The sequence below is a fragment of the Cupriavidus sp. SK-4 genome, from assembly GCF_000611125.1.
Classification (GTDB): Bacteria; Pseudomonadota; Gammaproteobacteria; order Burkholderiales; family Burkholderiaceae; genus Cupriavidus; species Cupriavidus necator.
Genome location: NZ_JFJW01000066.1, coordinates 66,263 through 89,957 on the forward strand (window position 1 = coordinate 66,263; position 23,695 = coordinate 89,957).

Annotated in this window: 21 protein-coding genes; 10 read left to right on the top strand and 11 right to left on the bottom strand. The window is 68.7% G+C overall.

Annotated elements, in window-relative coordinates; translation table 11 throughout:
• On the bottom strand, positions 1 to 1,238 hold a 1,238-nt coding region (gene hemA, locus CF68_RS14045; protein WP_035819737.1), incomplete at its 3' end, for a glutamyl-tRNA reductase.
• A gap of 180 nt (positions 1,239 to 1,418) precedes the next feature.
• Here hemA and CF68_RS14050 point away from each other — a divergent pair.
• Positions 1,419 to 1,664, top strand: a complete 246-nt coding sequence (locus CF68_RS14050; RefSeq protein ID WP_035819739.1) for a hypothetical protein — start codon at positions 1,419 to 1,421, stop codon at positions 1,662 to 1,664.
• A 49-nt stretch (positions 1,665 to 1,713) separates the two neighbouring features.
• Here the strand turns inward: CF68_RS14050 and CF68_RS14055 are convergent, their stop codons facing one another.
• Positions 1,714 to 2,514 (bottom strand): 5'-methylthioadenosine/adenosylhomocysteine nucleosidase, encoded by an 801-nt coding sequence (locus tag CF68_RS14055; RefSeq protein WP_035819740.1) that lies wholly within the window; start codon positions 2,512 to 2,514, stop codon positions 1,714 to 1,716.
• Positions 2,515 to 2,669: 155 nt separating this feature from the next.
• Between CF68_RS14055 and CF68_RS14060 the strand changes: the two genes are divergently transcribed.
• Genes CF68_RS14060 through CF68_RS14070 form a run of 3 tightly spaced genes read left to right on the top strand, consistent with a single transcriptional unit; the run spans position 2,670 to position 5,310 of the window.
• A complete protein-coding gene (locus CF68_RS14060) occupies positions 2,670 to 3,695 on the top strand; it encodes a DUF2157 domain-containing protein (RefSeq protein WP_035819742.1) in 1,026 nt (341 codons plus the stop codon).
• Positions 3,692 to 4,810, top strand: coding sequence for a DUF4401 domain-containing protein (locus tag CF68_RS14065; RefSeq protein WP_035819744.1), 1,119 nt, complete (start codon positions 3,692 to 3,694; stop codon positions 4,808 to 4,810). Before CF68_RS14060 ends, CF68_RS14065 begins: the two co-directional genes overlap by 4 nt.
• Positions 4,807 to 5,310, top strand: a complete 504-nt coding sequence (locus CF68_RS14070) for a GDYXXLXY domain-containing protein (RefSeq protein ID WP_035819745.1) — start codon at positions 4,807 to 4,809, stop codon at positions 5,308 to 5,310. Before CF68_RS14065 ends, CF68_RS14070 begins: the two co-directional genes overlap by 4 nt.
• 73 nt (positions 5,311 to 5,383) lie before the next feature.
• Here CF68_RS14070 and ychF read toward each other — a convergent pair whose 3' ends face one another.
• Positions 5,384 to 6,475: a redox-regulated ATPase YchF gene (gene ychF, locus CF68_RS14075; RefSeq protein WP_035819747.1), complete on the bottom strand. Its 1,092-nt coding sequence runs from the start codon at positions 6,473 to 6,475 to the stop codon at positions 5,384 to 5,386.
• A gap of 112 nt (positions 6,476 to 6,587) precedes the next feature.
• On the opposite strand from ychF, the gene CF68_RS14080 reads away from it, so the two are divergent.
• The 5 genes from CF68_RS14080 (at position 6,588) to CF68_RS14100 (ending at position 14,147) form a co-directional block, all read left to right on the top strand.
• On the top strand, positions 6,588 to 7,883 hold the full coding sequence (locus CF68_RS14080; protein WP_035819749.1) for a UbiH/UbiF family hydroxylase: 1,296 nt from the start codon (positions 6,588 to 6,590) through the stop codon (positions 7,881 to 7,883).
• Positions 7,884 to 7,933: 50 nt separating this feature from the next.
• The gene (locus tag CF68_RS14085) at positions 7,934 to 8,692 is read left to right on the top strand and encodes a DsbC family protein (RefSeq protein WP_035819751.1); all 759 of its coding nucleotides are present in this window, start codon (positions 7,934 to 7,936) and stop codon (positions 8,690 to 8,692) included.
• A gap of 112 nt (positions 8,693 to 8,804) precedes the next feature.
• Positions 8,805 to 9,809 carry an MDR family oxidoreductase gene (locus CF68_RS14090; protein WP_035819753.1) on the top strand — a complete coding sequence of 335 codons (1,005 nt, stop codon included), beginning with the start codon at positions 8,805 to 8,807 and terminating at the stop codon, positions 9,807 to 9,809.
• 76 nt (positions 9,810 to 9,885) lie between these two features.
• Positions 9,886 to 11,700, top strand: a complete 1,815-nt coding sequence (locus tag CF68_RS14095) for a M61 family metallopeptidase (RefSeq protein ID WP_035819755.1) — start codon at positions 9,886 to 9,888, stop codon at positions 11,698 to 11,700.
• A gap of 50 nt (positions 11,701 to 11,750) precedes the next feature.
• On the top strand, positions 11,751 to 14,147 hold the full coding sequence (locus CF68_RS14100) for an FUSC family protein (protein WP_035819756.1): 2,397 nt from the start codon (positions 11,751 to 11,753) through the stop codon (positions 14,145 to 14,147).
• A gap of 10 nt (positions 14,148 to 14,157) precedes the next feature.
• Here the strand turns inward: CF68_RS14100 and CF68_RS14105 are convergent, their stop codons facing one another.
• Complete coding sequence (locus CF68_RS14105) at positions 14,158 to 15,489, bottom strand: nitrate/sulfonate/bicarbonate ABC transporter ATP-binding protein (RefSeq protein ID WP_035819758.1); 1,332 nt, start codon at positions 15,487 to 15,489, stop codon at positions 14,158 to 14,160.
• Between the two features lie 7 nt (positions 15,490 to 15,496).
• Positions 15,497 to 17,248 (bottom strand): ABC transporter permease subunit, encoded by a 1,752-nt coding sequence (locus CF68_RS14110; protein WP_200872561.1) that lies wholly within the window; start codon positions 17,246 to 17,248, stop codon positions 15,497 to 15,499.
• Positions 17,249 to 17,459: 211 nt separating this feature from the next.
• On the opposite strand from CF68_RS14110, the gene CF68_RS14115 reads away from it, so the two are divergent.
• Entirely contained in the window at positions 17,460 to 17,738 is a 279-nt protein-coding gene (locus tag CF68_RS14115; protein ID WP_013958118.1) for an acylphosphatase, read from the top strand.
• 4 nt (positions 17,739 to 17,742) lie between these two features.
• Here the strand turns inward: CF68_RS14115 and CF68_RS14120 are convergent, their stop codons facing one another.
• The 6 genes from CF68_RS14120 to trpE all read right to left on the bottom strand — a co-directional run bounded on the left by CF68_RS14120 (position 17,743) and on the right by trpE (position 23,417).
• Positions 17,743 to 18,519, bottom strand: coding sequence for a uracil-DNA glycosylase (locus CF68_RS14120; RefSeq protein WP_035819760.1), 777 nt, complete (start codon positions 18,517 to 18,519; stop codon positions 17,743 to 17,745).
• Between the two features lie 31 nt (positions 18,520 to 18,550).
• The gene (locus CF68_RS14125) at positions 18,551 to 19,180 is read right to left on the bottom strand and encodes a CYTH domain-containing protein (protein ID WP_035819761.1); all 630 of its coding nucleotides are present in this window, start codon (positions 19,178 to 19,180) and stop codon (positions 18,551 to 18,553) included.
• Positions 19,181 to 19,406: 226 nt separating this feature from the next.
• Positions 19,407 to 20,210 (bottom strand): indole-3-glycerol phosphate synthase TrpC, encoded by an 804-nt coding sequence (gene trpC, locus CF68_RS14130; protein ID WP_035819763.1) that lies wholly within the window; start codon positions 20,208 to 20,210, stop codon positions 19,407 to 19,409.
• 11 nt (positions 20,211 to 20,221) lie between these two features.
• Positions 20,222 to 21,247, bottom strand: a complete 1,026-nt coding sequence (trpD, locus tag CF68_RS14135) for an anthranilate phosphoribosyltransferase (RefSeq protein WP_152548496.1) — start codon at positions 21,245 to 21,247, stop codon at positions 20,222 to 20,224.
• Between the two features lie 62 nt (positions 21,248 to 21,309).
• Complete coding sequence (locus tag CF68_RS14140; RefSeq protein WP_035819767.1) at positions 21,310 to 21,879, bottom strand: aminodeoxychorismate/anthranilate synthase component II; 570 nt, start codon at positions 21,877 to 21,879, stop codon at positions 21,310 to 21,312.
• A gap of 20 nt (positions 21,880 to 21,899) precedes the next feature.
• Positions 21,900 to 23,417, bottom strand: coding sequence for an anthranilate synthase component I (trpE, locus tag CF68_RS14145; RefSeq protein ID WP_035819769.1), 1,518 nt, complete (start codon positions 23,415 to 23,417; stop codon positions 21,900 to 21,902).
• Positions 23,418 to 23,695 lie beyond the last annotated feature (278 nt).

The window sequence follows — 23,695 nt, forward strand, 5'->3', positions numbered from 1 at the left end:
TCGCCCTGGGTGTGGTTCAGCGCGCGGGTGGGGCCGTGCAGGAACTTGCGGGTCAGCGCGCCGGAGAGGGCCTCCAGCACGGCTTCGGGGTCGTCGCCGCGTGCCAGCATGCGGCGCGCGCGTTCCAGTTCAGCCTGGCGGATGGCTTCGCCGCTGGTCTGCAGTTCGCGGATGACCGGCACCACGCTGCGGGTTTCCAGCCAGTGCATGAAGTTCTGCACCCGGCTTTCGATGATGGCCTCGGCCTGCGCCACCGCAGCCTGGCGCATCGCGTTGCCTTCACGCACGATCGCGCCGAGATCGTCGACGGTGTACAGGAAGACGTCGTCCAGGCGCGCGACTTCGGGCTCGACGTCGCGCGGCACGGCCAGGTCGACCATCATGATCGGGCGGTGCTTGCGGCGCTTGACCGCGCGCTCCACCGCGCCCAGGCCGATGATCGGCAGCGAGCTGGCGGTGCAGGACACCACGATATCGAATTCATGCAGGCGCTCGCCCAGGTCCGTCAGGCGGATCGCGTTGGCGGTCAGGCCCTGGCCGGAGAGCTGCTCGGCGAGCTTTTCGCCGCGTTCCACGGTGCGGTTGGCCACCACGATCTGGCGCGGCTGCTGCGCGGCGAAGTGCGTGGCGCACAGTTCGATCATCTCGCCCGCGCCGATAAACAGCACGCGCTGGGTCGAGACGCTTTCAAAGATCCGCTGCGCCAGCCGCACCGCGGCCGCGGCCATCGACACTGAATGCGCGCCGATCTCGGTCTGGCCGCGCACTTCCTTGGCCACCGCGAAGGTGCGCTGGAACAGCTGGTTCAGGTACGTGCCCAGCGAGCCGGCTTCGCCGGCGGTGCGCACGGCGTCCTTGAGCTGGCCCAGGATCTGGGTCTCGCCCAGCACCATCGAATCCAGGCCGCTGGCCACGCGGAAGGCATGGCGCACGGCTTCGGACTGCGGCAGCGCGTACAGGTGCGGCGCCAGTTCGCCGGCGGGCACGTTGTGGTGCTGCGACAGCCAGCGCAGGGTGTGCTCGAAACCATCCGTGCCCGGCGTCAGGACGTCGGTCGCGCAGTAGATCTCGGTGCGGTTGCAGGTGGACAGGATGGCGGCTTCGGTGCCGCTGCGCCCCGACAGGTGGGAGCGCAGCGCACCCAGCGCGGGCTTGATCTGCTCGAGCGGAAACGCCACCCGCTCGCGCAGCGAGACGGGTGCCGTTGTGTGATTGATGCCGATCGCGAGCAGTTGCATTTGTAGGGGACTGGTACGGTCAGGCGCGTGGCCGGACCGGATGCCATTATACCGCCGGGATCGCTAATTGCAGGCGCGGCGCCATCCGGGGCCGGGCGGGGGCATGGCAGCGGCCCCGGATTGCAGTATCGTTACGCCGCAGCCCTTGCGGCTGTGATGCTGACAACACAGGAGAAGCGGATGCTGGGCACCTTGATCGTGGGTTTGCTGGTGGGGCTGGCGGCGCGCCGGCTGCATCCGGCAGGGCGCGTGGTGACCCTGCCGGCCGCGCTGGTGCTGGGTGCGGCGGGTGCGGCGGGCGCTTTCTACGGCGGCCGGGCCTTGCATCTGTTCGTCGATGGGCAGCTCAGCAGCTGGCTGGCGGTGATCGCCGGCTCGGCGCTGCTGGTGGGGGCCTGGGGCGCGGTGCGGCCGCGCGGGCGGTAAGAGCAGAACTGACTGCGGCGGCGGGAATCCGCTCGCCGCTTGATCGCGATCAGAAGCGGACCGGCGTTTCGGCAGTGTCGGCCTTGGCTCTTCCCGCCAGCAGCCGGCGCAGCACGCCGCTGGAATAATGACTGGCCACATCCTTCAGGAATGCCGCGAAGTCCACATGGGCGCTATCGTCGGCCCGGTCCGAAATGGTCCGCATCACGGCATACGGCACGCCGTATTCGTGGCAGACCTGCGCCACCGCGGCGCCTTCCATTTCCACCGCCAGCAATCCGGGCAGCCGCTCACGCAACTCCGTCACCGCCGCCGGTGAGCCGATGAACTGGTCGCCGCTGGCGATCATTCCGTGGTGCAGCGCCGGCGCGGCCACGCCGAATCGTTCCAGCACCTCGCGCGGCACCTCGGCAGGCAGGTCCAGCTGCAGAAATTCGCGCGCGGCGGCTTCCAGCTCGGCGGTCAGCGCCGGGTCGGTCGGGAACTCGGCACGGTCCAGCAGCGGCACTTCATGGCGGCCGAAGAACGGACGTGCGTCGAGGTCATGCTGGATGGTGCTGTCGGCGATGACGATGTCGCCGACATTGGTGCCGGCGCCGATGCCCCCGGCCAGCCCGGTGAAGACGATCTGCGTCGCGCCGAACTCGCGGATCAGCGTGACCGTGGTCGCCGCCGCCGCCACCTTGCCCATGCGCGCCAGCACCAGCACGCACGGCTGCCCGAACAGCTGGCCGGCATAGTAGTCGCGCATGCCGATGGTGCGCACCGTGGCGCGGCTGTCGTCATGGCGCATGGCGGCCACCAGGCCATCGACTTCATCATGGATGGCGGCAAGGATTCCGAGAGTCATGGAGCGGGCGCAGGACGAGAAAACCACAGCATACCGGCCCGCGCACGCCGGGCATAGATCAGAGCGCGACCGCACCACCCCCTCCCACGGAACAGGTGCGGCCCCCGCGCCGCTTTGCTAAAGTCCCCGTCATCTCAGCACGTAAGGACACTTACATGCAAGGCACACCCACCGTAGCCACCGGCGAACGGCGCGCCATCCGCCGGGCACTGGCCGACTGGCGTGCATTGGGGCGCCTGGACGCGGCCGGCGTCCCTGCGCCGTGGGCGCGCACCGAGCCCGTCGCCACCGACTGGCGCCGCTGGCTGGACACGGCGCTGATGGCGCTGGGCACCGCGCTGCTGTGCGCGGGCGTGATCGTGTTCTTCGCCTTCAACTGGCAGGATCTCCACAAGTTTTCCAAGTTCGGCCTGCTGGCCGGCGCGCTCACGCTGCTCGCCGCCTTTGCCTGGCTGCGCCCGGCTGGCGACACCGCGGGCCGGGCCGCGCTGGGCGGCGCGCAGGTCGTCGCCGGCGTGCTGCTCGCGGTGATCGGGCAGACCTACCAGACCGGCGCCGACGCCTGGCAGCTGTTTGCGCTATGGGCGTTGCTGGCGGTGCCCTGGGCGCTGGCGGCGCGCGCCGCACCGCACTGGTGGCTGGTGATCGTGGTCGGCAACGTGGCGTTGCTGCGCTATTTCAGCATCCGCTTCGGTGTCGAAGGCGTGTTCGCGCTACTGTTCGATACGCGCCATATGCGCACCGCCACGCTGGCGCTGCTGGGCGCGGTGGTGCTGCAACTGGTGCTGTGGCAGCTGCTGTGCGCCCGGGCGCCGACGCTGGGCTTCCGCGGGCAGACCGGCAGCCGCATGCTGGCCGCGCTGGCCTGCGTGCACGCCGGCTCGCTCGGGCTGGCCAGCCTGCTGGATAGCCACTTCGACGGTGCTGCATTTGCGCTGTCCTTGGTGGTACTGGCCGCCCTGGTCTGGTGGTTCCGCCAGCGCGACTTCGACATCGTGGTGCTGAGCCTGGCCTGCCTGACCGGCATCGTGCTGGCGGTGGCCGCGATCGCCAAGGTGCTGTTCGAGGGCAAGGACGATTTCGGCGCCTTCCTGCTGCTTGGGCTGGTGACCATCGGCCTTGCCGCCGGCGCGGCCGCCTGGCTGATGCGTGCCTGGCGCGGCCAACTGGAGCAGGCATGACGACCGAACTGCAGACCGGGCAACGGCTCTGGCAGGACCTCGCCGCACGCGGCGAGGTACAGGGCGAGCGGCCCGACCATACCCACACCCCCTGGGCCGTGCGCTGCCTGATGGGCGCGGCGGGCTGGCTCGGTGCCTTGTTCTTCCAGCTCTTCCTGGTCGGCACGGTCTTCGTCGCCGCGCGCGAGAACGGCATCGCCATGGCGGTGACCGGCCTGGCCATGATCGCACTGGCCGCGCTGCTGTACTGGCGTGGCGGCGGCATTGCCGCGGGGCAGTTCGCGCTGGCCGTGAGCCTGAGCGGACAGGGCATGGCCGTGTTCGGGCTGGCCGAGGCCCTGGGCTTCACGCGCGTCACCGAGAGCGCGGGCTTCTGGGCCGGACTGGCCCTGTTCGAGGCCGCGCTCGCCTTGCTGGTCCCCAACCGGCTGCACCGGCTGCTGTGCGCGGTGGGCGCATGGATCGGGCTGGCAGGCGCCGTGCATCTCGTCCTGGCCGGCAGCGAGCCGGAGGACTGGCTGTTGCTGACGTGGTCCCTCGGCTGGCTGGTGCCGCTCGGCTGCGCGCTGGTGACGGGTTTCACGCTGGCCGAAGCACGGCTGTGCGCGGCCGGCCGCCACACGCTGCTGGAACCGATGGCCGACGCGACGCTGCTGTTCACGCTGGCCGTCGCACTGGTCGTCACCGGCATGAGCCATCCGCTGGCCTGGCTGGGCGGCCCGGAAGCCGGACGCATCCCGCTGGCGCACTGGGTCGCGGGTGGGCTGGCCACAGTGGTACTGGCCGGGTTTGCGCTCGCCGAATGCCGCCGCCTGGCACTCAGCCCCGCCATGCAGGGCGCCGTCCTTGCCGGCGTGGCGGCCTTCGGCGCGCTGATGGCGGCCGCGCCCGCGGTCGTGGCAGGAGTTCTCGCGCTCGGCCTGGCGTTGCGCCGCGCGTCGATGCCGTGGCTGGGCCTGGGCATCGCCAGCATCGCTGTCGGCTTTATCTGGTACTACAGCGCGCTGCACTGGACCCTGCTGGCCAAGTCCGCCACGCTCGCCGCGGCCGGCGCACTGTTGCTGGCCGGCCGCTACTGGCTGCTGCGCACCCGCACCGGCAAGGAGGCCGCATGAAACGCTGGATCCTGATTGCCTGGGCCCTGACGCTGACGCTGGCACTCGCCGCCGCCGGCATCGCCGGCAAGGAGCGCCTGCTGGCGCGCGGCGATACCGTCTACCTCAAGCTCGCCCCGGTCGACCCGCGCTCGCTGATGCAGGGCGACTACATGGCGCTGAACTTTGACATCGGCAACCAGATCCGCACCGCTCAGACGCAGGACGACCGGCCACCCCGCGACGGCGTGGCCGTGATCCGCCGCAATGAACAGGGCGTGGCCAGCTTCGTGCGCGTACACGGCGGCGAGCCGCTGGCGGCAGGGGAGCAACTGCTGCGCTACCAGGTCGCCCGCTCGCGCTGGGGCGGCACGCAGGTGCAGGTGTCGACCGATGCGTATTTCTTCCAGGAGGGGCAGGGCGAGCGGTTTGCGCAGGCGCAGTATGGGGAGTTCCGCGTGGGGGCGGACGGGCAGGCGCTGCTGGTGGGGTTGAGGGGGAAGGGGATGGAGAGGTTGTGAGGCGAAAGTGATATCGTCCGGCCCAAAGAAAAAAAGCCACCGCATGCGGTGGCTTTTTCATGACGTCTGCCGGTCAGACGTTGAACAGGAAGTTCATCACATCCCCATCCTTCACCACATACTCCTTGCCTTCCGCCCGCATCTTGCCGGCTTCCTTCGCGCCGGTCTCACCCTTGAAGCTGATGAAGTCTTCATAGGCGATGGTCTGCGCGCGGATAAAGCCGCGTTCGAAGTCGGTGTGGATCACGCCGGCTGCCTTGGGGGCGGTGTCGCCGACGTGGATGGTCCAGGCGCGCACTTCCTTGACGCCGGCGGTGAAGTAGGTCTGCAGGCCGAGCAGCTTGAAGCCGGCACGGATCACACGGTCCAGGCCGGGTTCTTCCATGCCCAGGTCGGCCAGGAATTCGGCCTTGTCGGCGTCGTCCAGGTCGGCGATCTCAGCCTCGATGGCGGCGCAGACGGACACCACGGGGGAATCGGTCAGCTTGGCGTGCTCGCGCACGGCGTCCAGGTGCGGGTTGTTCTCGAAGCCGTCTTCACGCACGTTGGCGACGTACATGGTCGGCTTGGCGGTGATCAGGCAGAACGGGCGGATGGCTTCCCACTCTTCGGGAGCCAGGTCCAGGGTGCGCACGGCCTTGGCCTGGTCCAGCACGGCTTGCGCCTTTTCCAGCACGGCGACCAGGCGCAGGGCTTCCTTGTCGCCGGCGCGGGCCGGCTTGATGTAGCGGGCCAGCGCCTTCTCGACGGTGGCCAGGTCGGCCAGCGCGAGTTCGGTGTTGATCACTTCGATGTCCGACAGCGGGTCCACCTTGCCGGCCACGTGGATCACGTTATCGTCCTCGAAGCAGCGCACCACGTGGGTGATGGCGTCACATTCGCGGATATTGGCCAGGAACTGGTTGCCCAGGCCTTCACCCTTGGAGGCGCCCGCCACCAGGCCGGCGATATCGACGAACTCGACCACGGCCGGCAGCACGCGCTCCGGCTTGACGATCTCCGCCAGCTTGGCGAGCCTCGGATCCGGCACTTCGACCACGCCCACATTGGGTTCGATGGTGCAGAACGGGTAATTTTCGGCGGCGATGCCGGCCTTGGTCAGGGCATTGAACAGCGTGGACTTGCCGACGTTGGGCAGGCCGACGATGCCGCATTGGAGGCTCATGGTAGAAGGCGGGAAATTGCAAAACCCGTATTCTAGCGGATGGGGCCTCGCCATCGGCCGGGTTGAGCCGGCGTGGGGGCAGGGCCAGGAGTGACGTGGCTATAATCCAGCCATGACCCGATCCCACGCGTCCGCGCGCCCGTCTGCGCGCAACTCCTCCGCTTTCCAGGTTGCTGTCGTCGGCGGCGGCATCGTCGGCAAGTCCTGTGCGCTGCTGCTGGCCCAGCAGGGCATGGACGTGGCGCTGGTCGCGCCCAGGCCGCCCCGCGCCAGCGGGCGCACGGCGGCCGGGCCGGATGACTGGGACAGCCGCATCTACGCCTTCTCGGCCAGCTCGCAGGCGCTGCTGGAGCGCATGCGGGTGTGGGAGGCGCTGGACCCGGCGCGGATCCAGCCGGTGCGCGACATGCGCGTGTTCGGCGATGTCAGCGCGGCCGAGACTTCGCCCAGCCTGGACGGGGACCTGCATTTCTCGGCCTACGCGGCCGCGGTGCCGCAGCTGGCGTGGATCATCGAATCCAGCCACGTCGAGCGCGCACTTGACACGGCGCTGGGCTTCCAGCATCAGGTGACCTGGCACGACGCCACGGCGAGCGCGTTCGAGCGCGATCCGGACGGCGTCACGCTGACCCTGGGCAATGGCGAGAAGCTGCGCACGGCCTGCGTGGTCGGTGCCGACGGCGCGCGCTCCTGGCTGCGCCAGCAATGCCATATCGGCGTCAGCACGCGCAAGTACCGCCAGCTGGGCGTGGTCGCCAATTTCGCCTGCGAGCGCCCGCACCAGGAAACCGCGTGGCAGTGGTTCCTGGGCGCGCCCGAAAAGCTGATGGCCGACGAGGAACCCGCCAACGGCGAAGTGCTGGCGCTGCTGCCGCTGCCGGACAACCATGTGTCGATGGTCTGGGCCGCCGACGAAGCCCACGCGCGCGAACTGCTGGCGCTGTCGCCCGAGGCGCTGGCCGCCACCGTGATGCAGGGCGCCAGCGGCGCGGTCGGCGCGCAGTTCGGCGCGCTGCGCTGCGTGACCCCGGCGCAGGGCTTCCCGCTGGTGCTGCAGCGTGCCGACCACTTCGTGCAGCCGCACGTGGCGCTGGTGGGCGACGCCGCCCACGTGTTGCATCCGCTGGCAGGCCAGGGCATGAACCTGGGCCTGCGCGACGTCGCGGAACTTGGCCGCGTGATGGCCGACAAAGAACCTTTCCGCAGCGAGGGCGACCTGCGCTTGCTGCGCCGCTACGAGCGCGCCCGCGCCACCGATTTGCTTGCGCTGACCGCGGCCACCGACGGGCTGCACCGGTTGTTCTCGTTGCCAGGCGGCGTCGCGCGCGTGGTGCGTAACACCGGCATGCGCGCGGTCGGCGGCCAGTCCTTGCTCAAGCGCTTCCTGATCGGGCGCGCGCTCGGCTGACCGCGGCCGAACCACTTTCCGATCCCATCACCGAATACTCTGGAGTCCACATGTTCCCATTCCTGCGCCGCCGCCCCGCCATGAGCGCCGCGATCACCGCCATCGCCGGCGGGCTGGCCGCGGCGGGCTTCGCGCTGCACGCCATGGCCGCGGGCGAGCCCGGCACCGACCGCATCAAGGAGTCGCTGCAGAAGATGGTGGGCGGCCGTGCTGAAGTGAAGAGCGTGAGCAAGACCCCGGTGCCGGGCCTGTTCGAGGCCAATATCGGCGGGCAGGTGGTCTACACCGACGCCTCGGGCCGCTACATCCTGAACGGCGAGATGATCGACACCCGCACCGGCGCCAACCTGACCGAAGAGCGGCTGGCAGAGATCAACCGCATCAAGTGGTCGGACCTGCCGCTGGCGCGCGCGATCAAGTGGACCAAGGGCGATGGCAGCCGCCAGGTGGCGGTGTTCTCCGACCCCAACTGCGGCTACTGCAAGCGCATCGAGCAGACCTTCCAGCAAATGGACAACATCACCGTGTACACCTTCCTGTACCCGGTGCTGTCACCGGATTCTGAAGCCAAGGCCAAGCAGGTCTGGTGCGCGTCTGACCGCACCAAGGCTTGGCGCGACTGGATGCTCAAGCAGGTGGCGCTGACCGGCAACGGCAGCTGCAAGACCCCGCTGGAAGAGAATCTGGCATTGGGCCACAGCATGAACGTGACCGGCACGCCGGCGGTGTTCTTCACCGACGGCACCCGCATCCCCGGCGCGGCGGACGTCGCCACGCTGGAACGCAAGCTCGCCAGCATCAAGAAATAAGCGCGCGCCGGACCTGCACCGGCCCGATCGACGGCCGGACTTGTCCGGCCGTTCTGCTTTCTGCCTTTCCCCTGATTCCATGCGATCGCCGCCAGGCGACAAAGGAGACACCATGACCTTCCAGGCATTGCTGCTGACCCAGGCCGACGGCGCCACCCAGGCCAATATCGCCACGCTCGACGACGCGCAGCTGCCCGCCGACGGCGACGTGCTGGTTGCCGTCGACTACTCCACCATCAACTTCAAGGACGGGCTGGCGATCACGGGCCGCTCGCCGGTGGTGCGCAAGTGGCCGATGGTGGCGGGCATCGACGGCGCCGGCACGGTGCTGGAGTCCGCGCACCCGCGCTGGAAGGCTGGCGACAAGGTGGTGCTCAATGGCTACGGCGTGGGCGAGACGCATTGGGGCTGCCTGGCGCAGCGCGCGCGCCTGAAGGGCGACTGGCTAGTGCGCCTGCCCGACGCCTTCACCACGCGCCAGGCCATGGCGATCGGCACCGCGGGCTATACCGCGATGCTGTCGGTGCTGGCGCTGGAGCGCGGCGGCGTCAACGGCCCGGTGCGCCCCGGCGATGGCGAGGTGCTGGTGACCGGCGCCTCGGGCGGAGTGGGGACGGTGGCGATCTCGCTGCTGAGCAAGCTCGGCTACAAGGTGGTGGCCTCGACTGGCAAGACCAGGGAAGCGGATTTCCTGAAGGCGCTGGGCGCCGATGACGTGATCGACCGCGCCGAATTGGGCGTGCCCGGCAAGCCGCTGCAAAAGGAGCGCTGGGCCGCGGTGGTCGACTCGGTTGGCTCGCACACGCTGGTCAATGCCTGCGCCCAGGTGCGCTACGGCGGGGTGGTGACGGCGTGCGGGCTGGCGCAGGGCCTGGACTTCCCGGGGTCGGTGGCGCCGTTCATCCTGCGCGGCATCACCTTGCACGGCATCGACAGCGTGATGGCGGCGATGCCGCTGCGCGAGCAGGCCTGGCAGCGGCTCGCCAGCGACCTGGAGCCGGACCGGCTCAATGCGCTGACGCGTGAAATCGGCCTGGGCGATGCGATCGAGGCGGGCCGCAAGATCATGGAAGGCGGCATGCGCGGGCGCGTGGTGGTGGATGTGAATCGCGGCTGATCGCGCACCGTCGCCCTGATGCACCACCGCGTCGGCGCTGCCTCCGTGTCCTAGCGCCGACGTTACAATCCTGCCCATGACGCCGATCCGCTACGCCATCGCCCCGCTTCAGCCTGAAGCGCACCTGTTTGCCGTCACCGTCACCGTGAGCGAGCCCGATCCCGCCGGCCAGTGTTTCTCGCTGCCGGCCTGGATCCCGGGCAGCTACATGATCCGGGACTTCGCGCGCAATATCGTGCGCATCCGCGCCGATGCGGGCGGGCGCGAGGTCAGGCTGACCAAGCTCGACAAGCAGCGCTGGCAGGCCGCGCCGGTCAGCCTGGCCGACGGCCCGCTGACGCTCAGCTATGAGGTCTACGCCTGGGACCTGTCGGTGCGCGCGGCGCACCTGGACACCACCCACGGCTTCTTCAACGGCAGCTCGGTGTTCCTGTGCGTGGACGGGCAGGCCGAGCAGCCATGCACCGTCGATATCCATGCGCCCGCGGGCGAGGCCTATCGCGGCTGGCGCGTGGCCACCGCCATGCGCGAAGCGCCGGGCCGCGCAGGCGCCAAGCGCTACGGCTTCGGCCGCTACCAGGTGACCGACTACGATGAACTGGTCGACCATCCGGTCGAGATGGGCACCTTCCAGCTGGCCAGCTTCCGCGCCTGCGGCGCGCAGCACGACGTGGTCTTCACCGGCCGCGTGCCGCAGCTCGACCTCGAGCGCGTGTGCCGCGACCTGAAGCGCATCTGCGAAGCGCAGATCCGGCTGTTCGAGCCCAAGACCGCGCAGGCGCCGTTCCTGGACAGCAACCGCCGCTACGTCTTCATGACGATGGTCACCACCGACGGCTACGGCGGCCTGGAACACCGCGCCAGCACCGCGCTGATTTGCGCGCGCAATGACCTGCCGGTGCGCGGCGACAGCGATACCAGCGAGGGCTACCGCACCTTCCTCGGGCTGTGCAGCCACGAGTATTTCCACACCTGGAACGTCAAGCGCATCAAGCCGGCCGCGTTCGTGCCATACCGGCTGGCGGAGGAAACCCATACCCCGCTGCTGTGGCTGTTCGAGGGCTTCACCAGCTACTACGACGACCTGGTGCTGGTGCGCTCGGGCTGCATCACCGATGCGCAGTACATCGAGATGCTGGCCAAGACCTGGAACGGCGTGCTGCGCGGCAGCGGCCGCACCAAGCAGAGCGTGGCGGAAAGCTCCTTCGATGCCTGGACCAAGTACTACCGCCAGGATGAGAACGCCCCCAACGCCATCGTCAGCTACTACACCAAGGGTTCGCTGGTGGCGCTGGCGCTGGACCTGACCATCCGCGACAAGACCCGCGGGCGACGCTCGCTGGACGATGTCATGCGCGCGCTGTGGCGCCGCTACGGCCGCGGCTTCTATGCGCCGGGCGCGGTGCAGCGCGGCGTGACCGAGGCCGAGGTCCATGCACTGTTCGATGAAGTCACCGGCCTGCGCATGGGGCCGCTGCTGCGCTCGCTGACCGAAGGCACCGGCGAGCTGCCGCTGCCGGCGCTGTTCAAGGCGTTCGGCCTCAAGGCCGAGGCGCAGAAGCCGGCGCGCACCGCGGCGCTGGGCATCAAGGTCAAGACCGAGGACGGCTGGGTGCGCGTCACCCAGGTGCTGGACGGCGGCGCGGCGCAGGCCGCGGGCCTGTCCGCGGGCGACCTGCTGGTGGCCCTCGACGGCCTGCGCGTCGCGCCCGGCCAGCTCGACAAGCTGCTGGCGCGCTACCGCACCGGCGACCGCATCGAGCTGCACGCCTTCCGCCGCGACGAGCTGCAGGCGCGGCCGGTGACGCTGGCGCGTGAGCCTGCGGCGCAGTTCAAGGTGAAGCTCGAGAGCGGACGGCACGCGGCGCGCTCGCGCTGGCTGGGCCAGTGAATTAGTCTTCCGCCGCCACACCCGCCACCGCACGCCATCGTCCCCGCTGCATGCAATACGCGCACGATCCCCGCACCTTCCTGTATTCGCACTACGTCTACCGGGGGCTGCGCTCGGCCACCGGGGTGATCGGCGCCACGCTGATCGCGCTGCACTTCAGCGACCTGCCCACCGCGATGGTGGTGTCGATGGGGGCACTGTGCACCAGCCTGATGGACCTGCCCAGTCCGCTGAACCACAAGTTCAACGAGATGCTGGCCAGCGTGCTGCTGTGCAGCGTGGTCACGCTGGTGGTGGCGCTGGCCACGCCGTTCCCGCGCGTGATGCCGTTCCTGCTGGTGCTGGTGACGTTCCTGGCCGGCATGATGACGGTGTATGGCAACAAGACGCTGCCGCTGCAGTTCGCGGCGCTGTTTGTGATGACGCTCACGATCAATGAAGACTTCCTGGTGCGGCGCGCGCTGGAGCACGCGGCGCTGTTCAGCATCGGCGCGGTCGCTTATCTGGGCTATGCGATGCTGGTGAGCTGGATCACCGAGCGCCGCACCAAGCAGCAGGTGCTGGCCGAATCGTTGTATGAGCTGGCGGGCTATCTCGAGATCAAGGCCGGCTTCTACGACGCCGGCAACGACTACGAGGGCCAGTTCAACCAGCTGGTGCGCCAGCAGATCGTGGTGGCCGAGCGCCAGCAGGCCGCGCGCGACCTGGTGCTGCGCGGCAACCGCACCCCGCACGACGGGCTGCTGGTGCAGGTGCACATGCGCATGCTCGATCTGTACGAGTACATCCTGTCGACCAACACCGACTATCCGCTGCTGCGCCAGACCTTTGCCGGCACGCCGGTGCTGGACCACCTGCGCGGTCTGGTGCTGCAGATGTGCAAGGACGTGGAAGAGATCGCCTACGAGGTCACGCGCGGCCGCGCTTCGTACGCCACGGTGGAATACCGCCAGGGCCTGCGCGCGGTCGAGGCCGAGATCGAGCAATTTCGCCACCACCATATCAACCCGGCGGCGATGACGGCGCTGGCTGAAACGCTCGACATGATGCGCGGCGCGATCACGCTGGTCGGCCAGCTGCACGAAGCGTCGCGCACGCCGGTGGAGCCGGCCAGGGTGCTGCCCGGCTCGGACATGACGCCGTTCCTGACGCGCCAGAAGTATGAGTTCAGCGTGCTGCGCGACAACCTGAAGTGGAGTTCGCCGGCGTTCCGCTTCTCGCTGCGGATCTCGATGGCGGTGTCGCTGGGGCTGTGGATTGCCGAGCACCTGCCCTATGTGTCGCACAGCTACTGGATCCTGCTGACCATCATCGTCATCCTGAAGCCCAACTTCAGCATGACCAAGCAGCGCTACAACGACCGCCTGATCGGCACGCTGATCGGCTGCGTGGTCTCGGTCGCGATCCTGAAGGTGGTGCACCAGCCGCTGATCCTGCTGGGCGTGCTGTTCCTGTCGCTGGTGGCCAGCGCCGCGTTCGTGACCATCAAGTACCGCTATACCGCGATTGCCGCCTGCATCCAGGTGCTGATCCAGATCCACCTGCTGATGCCGGGGAGTCCCACCGTGGCTGGCGAGCGGCTGGTGGATACCGTGATCGGCGGCATCATCGCGTCGCTGTTCAGCTTTGTGCTGCCGAGCTGGGAATACCGCGCCATCCCCAAGCTGGTGGAAGGCGTGCTGCAGGCCAACCGCCGCTATATCGGCGCCACGCGCGACCTGCTGCTGCGCCGGACCAAGGATGACTTTGCCTACCGCGTGCAGCGCAAGCAGTTCATGGACAACCTGTCGGCGCTGATCTCGTCGTTCCAGCGCATGCTGGACGAGCCCAAGAGCCGGCACCGCGCGGTGGACAACCTGAACCGCTTTATCGTGCAGAACTACCTGGTGGCGGCGCACGTGGCGGCGGCGCGCATCCAGGTGCGCCAGCATTATGACGAGCTCGATATTCCGGCCGCGGAAGCCGCGATCGAGCAGGCCACCGAGGCCGCCAGCCACAGCCTGCAGATGGCCAGCGAGCGGCTGCATGCCGATGAGCGGGGCGGCGGCCGTGGAGCGGGATTTATCCGCAGCGGGAAAACGCCGGTGGAACGCAAGGAGGCAGCGCCTGCCGCCGCGGACAAGGCGGACGAAACCCCCGCTGAAGCTGTCGCCGGTGCCGAACCAGTGGCGGCCACCGTCAGCGCCGAAGTCGCCGAGGCCGCCGAGGATGCCGTCGCCGAACGCCGCGCCCGCCTGGCCGATTCGGCCGACAAGCGCCGCACCGACGTGCTGGTGCACGCGGCCGCCGCCGGCGAATCCAGCCATGAGGCTGGTCCCTCCGCCAGCTCCACCGGCCGTCCGGCCAATGCGGTGCTGGACCGCCGCCTACGCGCGTTGCGCGAGGATGCGGCCAAGATCGCGCTGCGCACGGGGGCCATCGGGCGCGCCATGCGCGCGCGCGTCTGAGCCTGGTGGCTTACGGCACCTCGGGCAGCTCTTCCTCGGGCAGTGTCAGCATGCCGCTGTTGTAGCGGTACTCGTAGATCTCGCCGTAGCGCCCCCAGCCGATCGCCACGCTGAGCACGCGCTCGGCCTCGGCGGGCTTCAGGAACTGCTCCAGTTCGTGCAGCACCTGTTCCTCGCGGATCTCGCCGGCCTCGCTGGCCACCAGTTCGCGGCGGATATGCGCGGCCAGTGCGACGTTGCCCAGCAACTGCTGGCCGAACATCACCTTGCGTTGCTGCGGCCCGGCGGCGTACCACGCGCGGCCGGCCTCGGTGGCGGCGATGTCGCCGCGCTCGATCGACACCAGTTGCACTAGCTGCAGCGCTTCGCACGCAGGCAGCAGTTCGTCGTCGGTGAGGCCGGCTTCGTCGGCCAGGTGGGGCAGGTCGGCGCGGCAGTTGAAGGGCGCCTCGCACAGCAGGTCGAGGATGGCTTCCATCTGGCTGATGTCGGCGTCCGGCAGCCGGTAGGCGATCTGGCGCGCGGGCGCTTGCGCGGGCAGGCGCGCTTCGGCTGCGGGGGCGGTCATCAGCGCGTAGATCTCGTCGACCAGCGCGCGCACCTGCGCGCTGTCGCGGTTGCGCGGACGCGGCAGTGCCACTGGCACCTCGGCGCGGATGCGGCCCGGGTCGCTCGACAGGATCACGATGCGGTCGGCCATCATCACCGCCTCTTCGATATTGTGCGAGACGATCAGGATGCTCCTGATATTGGCGCGGCCGCTTTCCCACAGCGCCAGCATCTCGTCGCGCAGGGTCTCGCCGGTCAGCACGTCCAGGGCCGAGAAGGCTTCGTCCATCAGCAGCAGGTCCGGCTCGGTCACCAGCGCGCGCGCAATGCCCACGCGCTGGCGCATGCCGCCCGACAGCTCGCGCGGCAGCGCGCTGTTGAAGCCGGCCAGCCCGATCATGTCGATCGCGGCCTCGGCACGGCGCTCGCGCTCGGCCCTGGGCACGCCCTGGGCTTCGAGCCCCAGCTCAACGTTCTGCTGCACCGTCAGCCACGGGAACAGCGCGAACGACTGGAACACCATGGCGATGCCCTCGGCAGTGCCGGCCAGCCGTTCGCCGCGAAAGTCCACCTCGCCGCGGTCGGCGCCGACCAGCCCGGCCATGATGCGCAACAGCGTGGACTTGCCCGAGCCGGACTTGCCCAGCATGGCGACGATCTCGCCCTCGCGCAGCGTCAGGTCCACGTCTTCGAGCACGGCGCGGTCGCTCTGGCTGGCGGTGCGGAAGATCTTGCCGACGCCGCGCAGCTCGATCACGGCGGGGGCGGCGGTGGATGCAATGTTCTCTGCCATCGTTGCCTTACAAGCGGGTGCGCTCTTGCGCGAGTTGATACAGGCGGTTCCACAGCAGCCGGTTGAAGCCGACCACGAACAGCGCCATCACGCCGATGCCCAGCGCAATGCGCGGGAAGTCGCCGCGCGCGGTGGTCTCGGCGATATAGCTGCCCAGCCCGGTGGCGACGATGGTGCGGTCGCCCCAGGTCACGTATTCGGACACGATGCTGGCGTTCCATGAGCCGCCGGCGGCCGTCACCAGCCCGGTCAGCAGGCTCGGGAAGACCGCGGGGATCAGGAAGCGCTTCCACAGCAGCCAGCCACGCAGGCCGAAGTTGCGCGCGGCGAGCTTCAGTTCGGTGGGAATGCCCGATGCCCCCGCGACCACGTTGAACAGGATGTACCACTGCGTGCCGAAGATCAGCAGCGGGCTCAGCCAGATCTCCGGGTTCAGCCCGAAGCGCACGATCAGCATCACCGCCAGCGGGAACATCAGGTTGGCCGGGAAAGCGGCCAGGAACTGCGCAATCGGCTGGGCGATGCGCGCCAGCTCCGGGTTCAGGCCGATGCGGATGCCGATCGGCACCCACACCAGCGCCGCCAGCGCGATCAACACGACCACGCGCAGCATCGTAGTCGTGCCGAGCCACAGCACCTGGCCGACCTCGGCCCAGCCCACTTCACTGTGCACGAAGTAGCCCACGCGCAGCAACGCGGCCAGTGCCACCAGCACGATCACGGCGTCGCGCAGCCGGCCGAGCCACAGCGCGCGCCGCGGATTATCCGGCTGCGCCGGGGCCTGCCCGCGGCGCGCGCCCCACGCCAGCGTGCGCCCGGCCAGTGCCGCCGTCTGCGCCAGCAGGGCGCCTACCCAGGCCGAGCGGCGCAGCAGGTCCAGCAGCCACGACTGCGGCAGCTTGTCCTGCGCCAGCGTCTCGAAGCGGAAGCGGTCGGCCCATGCCACCAGCGGGCGGAACAGCAGCTGGTCGTACAGCAGGATGCCCACCAGCATCGCCAGGATGGCCCAGCCGATCGCGGCCAGGTCCTGCTGCTGGATCGCCAGCGCGATATAGGAGCCGATGCCGGGCAGGCGGATATCGTGGCCGGATACCGAAATCGCCTCGGACGCCACCACGAAGAACCAGCCGCCGGACATCGACATCATCATGTTCCACAGCAGCCCCGGCATGGCGAACGGCACTTCCAGCCGCCAGAAGCGCTGCCACGGCGACAGCCGGAACATGGCCGCCGCTTCCAGCAAGTCGCCCGGGATGGTGCGGAACGACTGGTACAGGCTGAACGCCATGTTCCACGCCTGCGAGGTGAAGATGGCGAAGATCGCCGCGCATTCCACCCCTGCGATATTGCCGGGAAAGAGGGCGATAAAGCCGGTCACGGTGATCGACAGGAAGCCCAGCACGGGTATCGACTGCAGGATGTCCAGCGCCGGCACCAGTACCTTTTCCGCCGTGCGGCTCTTGGATGCCAGCGCGGCGAAGGCCAGGGAGAACAGCAGCGACGCCGCCAGCGCCGCCAGCATGCGGATGCTGGTGCGCATCAGGTAGTAGGGCAGGTAGGCCACGTCCAGGTGCACCGCCAGCTGCTGGTCGGGCTGGAACGGGGCGTTCATCTGCTGCGCGGCGAACGCGACCATCACGATCACGGCCAGGATGATCGGCAGCAGCGCGAGGTCGAAGCGGTTGGGCGGCGCGCGCAGCAGCTGGCTGTCAAAGCCAGGGGCGGGCGGGGCCGCGCGGCGGTCGGCGGGTGGCATCATGGGCGCTTCTCGGGCTGTATCGAGCTTGGATGGCAAGGCTTGTGGCCCGGCCCTGGATCGCGGCCCCGGCGGACAATGGCAAAGCCCGCATGCCGCCGGCTTCACGCCGGGCGGCGCGCATCCCTTTGTAACGCCCGGCATGGCGGTCTAGTTTACTTGGTGTGGATGACAGATCGCGCACGCTGCCGGCGTGCGCTCAAAGGGAAAAGCCATGAAGAAGGAAACCTGGCGCCTGGTCGCGCATGGGCGTGTGCAGGGCGTGGGCTACCGCGCCGCCTGCGCCGACGCGGCGGACGATCTGGGGCTTGGCGGCTGGGTGCGCAACCGGATCGACGGCACCGTCGAGGTGATGGCGCACGGCACGGTCAAGCAGCTCGAAGCCCTGCAGGCGTGGATGGAACAGGGCCCGCCGGCGGCGCAAGTGACCCTGGTCGAGGTCGGGCCTGGGGAAGGGGAGTTTGGCGGCTTCGAGTTCCGGCCGACGATCTGATGGACTAGGCGGCGGTCCAGTCGACCGGCGTGCGGCCGTTTGCTTCCAGCCAGCGGTTGGCTTCGCGGAAGTGCCCGCAGCCCAGGAAGCCCCGGTGTGCCGACAGCGGCGACGGATGCGGCGCTTCCAGCACGCAGTGGCCGGCGCCCAGCAGCGGCTTCTTGGCCTGCGCGTGGCTGCCCCACAGCATGAACACAAGATTCGGGCGGCTGGCGGCGAGGTTCTGGATCAGGCAATCGGTGACGGCTTCCCAGCCGCGCCGCGCGTGGCTGGCGGCCTGGCCCTGTTCCACCGTCAGAACGGTATTGAGCAGCAGCACGCCCTGGCGCGCCCAGCCTTCCAGGTTGCCGGAGGTGCGCGGCGCGCCGTTGCCGTTGGCGCCGAACTCGGCGGCGATTTCCTTGAAGATGTTGCGCAGGCTGGGCGGCACCTTGATGCCTTCCGGCACCGAGAACGCCAGTCCGTGCGCCTGCGGCAGCTCCACGCCGCCGACCGTGCCGGTGCCGTGGTAGGGGTCCTGGCCCAGGATCACCACCTTGACCGCGTCGGGCGGGGTCAGGTGCAGCGCGTGGAAGACATGGTGCGGGAACACCGGCTTGCCGGCGGCACGTTCGCCGTCGACAAAGGCGGCCAGTTCCTGCCACGCCGGCACGCGGATGCACGGGTCCATCAATGTGCGCCAGGCGGCGGGCAGGGCGTCGGCCTGGACCTGCAGGCTTGCGGCAGGGGACGGTTCGCCGGGGGCGCGGGGGGCTTCGGCGGCGAAGAGATCGGCTTGCATGCGTGAGGAAAGCTTGGCGGGAAAACCGCGATTATGAGGCCTTGCCTTCGGCGATTCCCGCCAGGCGGTAGCCGCGCGCGGCTTTGCTGAGGTCCGAGGGTGCCAGCGCGGCAATGGTGGTCAGTCGCGCGGCAAAGGCGCGCAGGGCATCGGCCGCGTGCGCGGCGTCGCTGTCGAGCCATTCCAGTTCGAGTTCCTGGATGGGTTCCTGCGCGGTGGCGGCCGGCGCGGTGATGGTGCCGGTGTCGAGCGCGGCCTCGATGCGCGCGCCGTCCTGCGTGACCAGCCAGGTGCGGCGGACGAAGTCGGTGCGGAACACCGGCGCCAGCCGGCCGATCAGTGGCGCGAGCACGGCCTGCGCCTCGGCGGGGAATCGCTGCAGGTCGACGGCCTCGCCGGCGATTTCGGATTCCCATTCATGCCGGGTGGCCAGGCCGCCCTGGCTGCTGCCGGCGGTCTTCAGTGTCTGCAGCCATTGCTCGCCCTTGCGGCGCAACCGCAGCGCGGCGCGCGCCTGCGCCAGGTCGCGTTCCGGCGTGTCGAGGTAGACGTTGAGCAGCGTGGCTTCGCCCTGCGGCGCGCCGTTGGCGTCGAGCCAGGCAGCCAGCGGGGCCAGGGCGTCGTCGGGGACGGCGAGTTTCAGTTCGATTTCCTGGGGCATGGCGAGGAGGAGGATTTTTGGAGTGGGCGAGGGCGTTACCTTCTTAATCACCACAAACCGGTCCCCTCTCCCGCTTGCGGGAGAGGGTTAGGGTGAGGGCTGGACGTTGCGGACCAACACGCCATATCGCGAGGCACGCGCCTGCCCTCACCCCCTGCCCCTCTCCCGCAAACGGGAGAGGGGAGCAAACCGCCAGCGTGCTTAGCGTGTCGGCAAGGCGTTTGCCTCAGGCAAACAACCGCGCCAGCTCCACCCCCGGATCCGGCGCCCGCATGAACGCCTCACCCACCAGGAACGCATGCACATTGGCATCGCGCATGCGCTGCACATCGGCCTGGCCGAGGATGCCGGACTCGGTCACCACCAGCTTGTCTGCCGGCATGTGCGGCAGCAGGTCCAGCGTGTTGTCCAGCGACACCTCGAAGGTGCGCAGGTTGCGGTTGTTCACGCCGAGCAGCGGAGTCTTCAGGCGCAGCGCCGCGTCGAGCTCGTCGTCGCCGTGCACTTCCACCAGCACATCCATGCCGAGCTCAAGCGCACAGGCTTCCAGTTCGGCCATCAGGCCCGGGTCCAGCGCGGCGACGATCAGCAGGATGCAGTCGGCGCCCCAGGTGCGCGCTTCATAGACCTGGTACAGATCGACCATGAAGTCCTTGCGCAGCGCAGGCAACGGGCAGGCGCCGCGGGCGCGCTTCAGGTAGTCGGCGTGGCCCTGGAAGAAGTTCACGTCGGTCAGCACCGACAGGCAAGCAGCGCCATGGCTGGCGTAGCTTTCGGCGATCGCCTCGGGCACGAAGTGCTCGCGCAGCACGCCCTTGGACGGCGATGCCTTCTTGACCTCGGCGATCACGCCGGCCTGGCCGGCGGCGATCTTCTCGCGCAGCGCGCGCTCAAAGCCGCGCGGGGCCAGGCCTGGCTCAGTGCGCAGGCTTTCGGCCTCTGCGCGCAGGCTGGGCAGGTCGCGCTTCTTGCGCGCGGCGGCAACTTCGTCGGCCTTCACGGCCAGGATCTTTTGCAGGATGTCGGACATATTCGCGTCTCTTACTTGAACTGCTGGGTGGCGCGCACGAACTGGTCGAGCTTCTCGCGCGCAGCGCCGCTGGCAATCGCCTCGCGCGCGCGGCGGATGCCGTCTTCGACGGAGTCGGCCACGTTGGCGGCGTACAGCGCGGTGCCGGCGTTCAGCGACACGATCTCGCGCGGGGTGCCCGGCACGTTGGTCAGCGCTTCAAGTAGCATTTCCTTCGACTCCATCGCATCGGCCACCTTCAGGCCGCGGTTGGAGATCATCTGGAGGCCGAAGTCCTCGGGGTGGATCTCATACTCGCGCACCTCGCCGTCCTTCAGTTCGCCGACCAGGGTGGCGGCGCCCAGCGAGACCTCGTCCATGCCGTCCTTGCCGTACACGACGATGGCGTGCTTTGCGCCCAGACGCTGCATCACGCGCACCTGGATGCCGACCAGGTCGGGGTGGAACACGCCCATCAGGATATTGGGCGCGTCGGCCGGGTTGGTAAGCGGGCCCAGGATATTGAAGATGGTGCGCACGCCCATCTCCTTGCGGATCGGGGCGACGTTCTTCATCGCCGGGTGGTGCGTGGGCGCGAACATGAAGCCGATGCCGGTCTCTTCGATGCACTGGCCGACCTGCTCGGGCGTCAGCATGATGTTCACGCCCAGCGCTTCCAGCACGTCCGCGCTGCCCGACTTGGAGCTGACGCCACGGTTGCCATGCTTGGCGATCTTGGCGCCGGCGGCTGCCGCGACGAACATCGACGCGGTCGAGATATTGAAGGTGTGCGAGCCGTCGCCGCCGGTGCCGACAATATCGACGAAGTTCTCGCGATCGGCCACCTGCACCTTGTTGGCGAACTCGCGCATCACCTGCGCGGCGGCGGAGATCTCGCCGATGGTTTCCTTCTTGACGCGCAGGCCAGTCAGGATCGCGGCGGCCATCACCGGCGAGATCTGCCCCTGCATGATCTGCCGCATCAGGTGCAGCATCTCGTCATGGAAGATTTCGCGGTGCTCGATGCAGCGCGTCAGGGCTTCTTGCGGCGTGATCATGGCGTTCTCGTTGACAGTCTGGATGGCGTGGTGCGGGCTGGAAGGTGCGGAATCGAGCAGTCTCATCGCGGCGCCTTGACGAAGTTGGCCAGCAGCGCATGGCCATGCTCGGACAGGATCGACTCGGGATGGAACTGCACGCCTTCTACGGCGAGCGTCTTGTGGCGCACGCCCATGATCTCGCCGTCCGGGGTCCAGGCGGTGATCTCCAGGCAATCGGGCAGGGTTTCGCGCTCGATCGCCAGGGAATGATAGCGCGTCACGTCGAAGTGCTTGGGCAGCCCGGCGAACACGCCTTGCTGCGTGGTCTCGATGGTGCTGACCTTGCCGTGCATGACCTGCTTGGCGCGGATCACCTTGCCGCCAAAGGCCTCGCCGATGGCCTGGTGGCCCAGGCACACGCCCAGCAGCGGGATCTTGCCGGCAAAGTGCTGCAGCGCCGCCACCGAGATGCCGGCTTCCTTCGGGCTGCACGGCCCGGGCGAGACGCAGATGTGGTCGGGCTTGAGCGCCTCGATCTCCTCGATGGTGATCTCGTCGTTGCGGTAGGTGCGCACGTCTTCGCCCAGTTCGCCGAAATACTGGACCAGGTTATAGGTGAACGAATCGTAGTTGTCGATCATCAGCAGCATGGCGTCTGTCTCCTGTTCTCTCAGATGTCGGAGTCCAGGCCATCCTGGACCTGCTCGGCGGCGCGGATTACGGCGCGCGCCTTGGCTTCGGTTTCCCTCCATTCGGCTTCCGGGTCCGAATCGGCAACGATGCCGGCGGCGGCCTGCACATAGAGGTTGCCATCCTTGACGATGCCGGTGCGGATCGCGATCGCCAGGTCCATCTCGCCGCCGAACGACAGGTAGCCCACCGCACCGCCATAGATGCCGCGCTTGCGCGGTTCCAGCTCGTCGATGATCTCCATGGCGTGGACCTTGGGCGCGCCCGACAGCGTGCCGGCCGGGAAGGTGGCGCGCAGCACGTCCAGGTTGCTGATGCCTTCGCGCAGCGTGCCTTCGACCGAGCTGACGATGTGCTGCACGTGCGAGTACTTCTCGATCACCATCTTGTCGGTGACCTTGACCGAACCGGTCTCGGCGATCCGGCCGATATCGTTGCGCGCCAGGTCGATCAGCATCACGTGCTCGGCGATCTCCTTCGGATCCTGCAGCAGCTCGGTGGCGAGCTGGGCGTCCTTCTCCGGCGTATTGCCGCGCGGGCGCGTGCCGGCCAGCGGGCGGATGGTGACGATGTGCTCGCTGCGCATGTCGCCGTTGGTGCCGACCTTGCGCTCTTCCTGGCGCACCAGGATCTCCGGCGACGCGCCCACTACCTGGAAGTCGCCGAAGTTGTAGAAGTACATGTACGGCGACGGGTTCAGCGAACGCAGCGCGCGGTACAGCGACAGCGGCGCGTCGCGGTAGGGCTTGACCAGGCGCTGGCCGATCTGCACCTGCATCATGTCGCCGGCCATGATGTATTCCTTGGCCTTGTGCACCGCGGCCAGGTAGTCGGGCTTGGCGAATTCGCGGTAGACCTCGGTCTGCACCGACGGGCTGGTGACCGGCACGTCGACCGGCTGGCGCAGCTTCATGCGCAGCTCGCGCAGGCGCTGGCGGGCGCGGGGGTAGGCCTCGGGCGTGGTCGGGTCGGCGTAGACGATCAGGTAGAGCTTGCCCGACAGGTTGTCGATGACGGCCAGTTCCTCGCACAGCAGCAGCTGGATGTCCGGCAGGTTCAGGTCGTCGGGCTTCTGCGTGTCGGCGAGCTTCTTCTCGATATAGCGCACCGCGTCATAGCCGAAGTAGCCGGCCAGGCCGCCGCAGAAGCGCGGCAGTCCGGGGCGCAGCGCCACCTTGAAGCGCTGTTCGAACTCGGCGATGAAGTTGAGCGGGTTGCCTTCGTGGGTTTCCACCACCTTGCCGTCGGTCACGACCTCGGTGCGGTTGCCGAAGGCGCGCAGCAGCGTGCGGGCATGCAGGCCGATAAACGAAAAGCGCCCGAAGCGCTCGCCGCCCACCACCGATTCCAGCAGGAAGGTGTTGACGCCGCGCGTCTGCGACTGGGCCAGCTTCAGGTACAGCGACAGCGGCGTTTCCAGGTCGGCAAAGGCCTCGGCGATCAGCGGGATGCGGTTGTAGCCCTGGTCGGCCAGCGATTTGAATTCCAGTTCGGTCATGTCGGTCCTCTTGTGCGGCGCGCGCTGCGCGGTGGAGGGGCGCGGCGCCGCTTATCGGCAATCAGGCTGGAGCGAATGGATACCCGCCCCGTTGGCGGGCCGTGGTGCAAGCGGCTTGCGGACAAGACTGCACACGGCCGGGGAAGGGCGTGCGGCGCGTTCTTGAGCTAAACGTAGCACACGAATATGGCGGCTACGCTGGCTTGCGGCGGGTTTTGGTGGGAATGCCCGGCAGCTAGGCCGGTGTGGCGAGGCCCTCGGGTCGAGGGCTCGTCAGC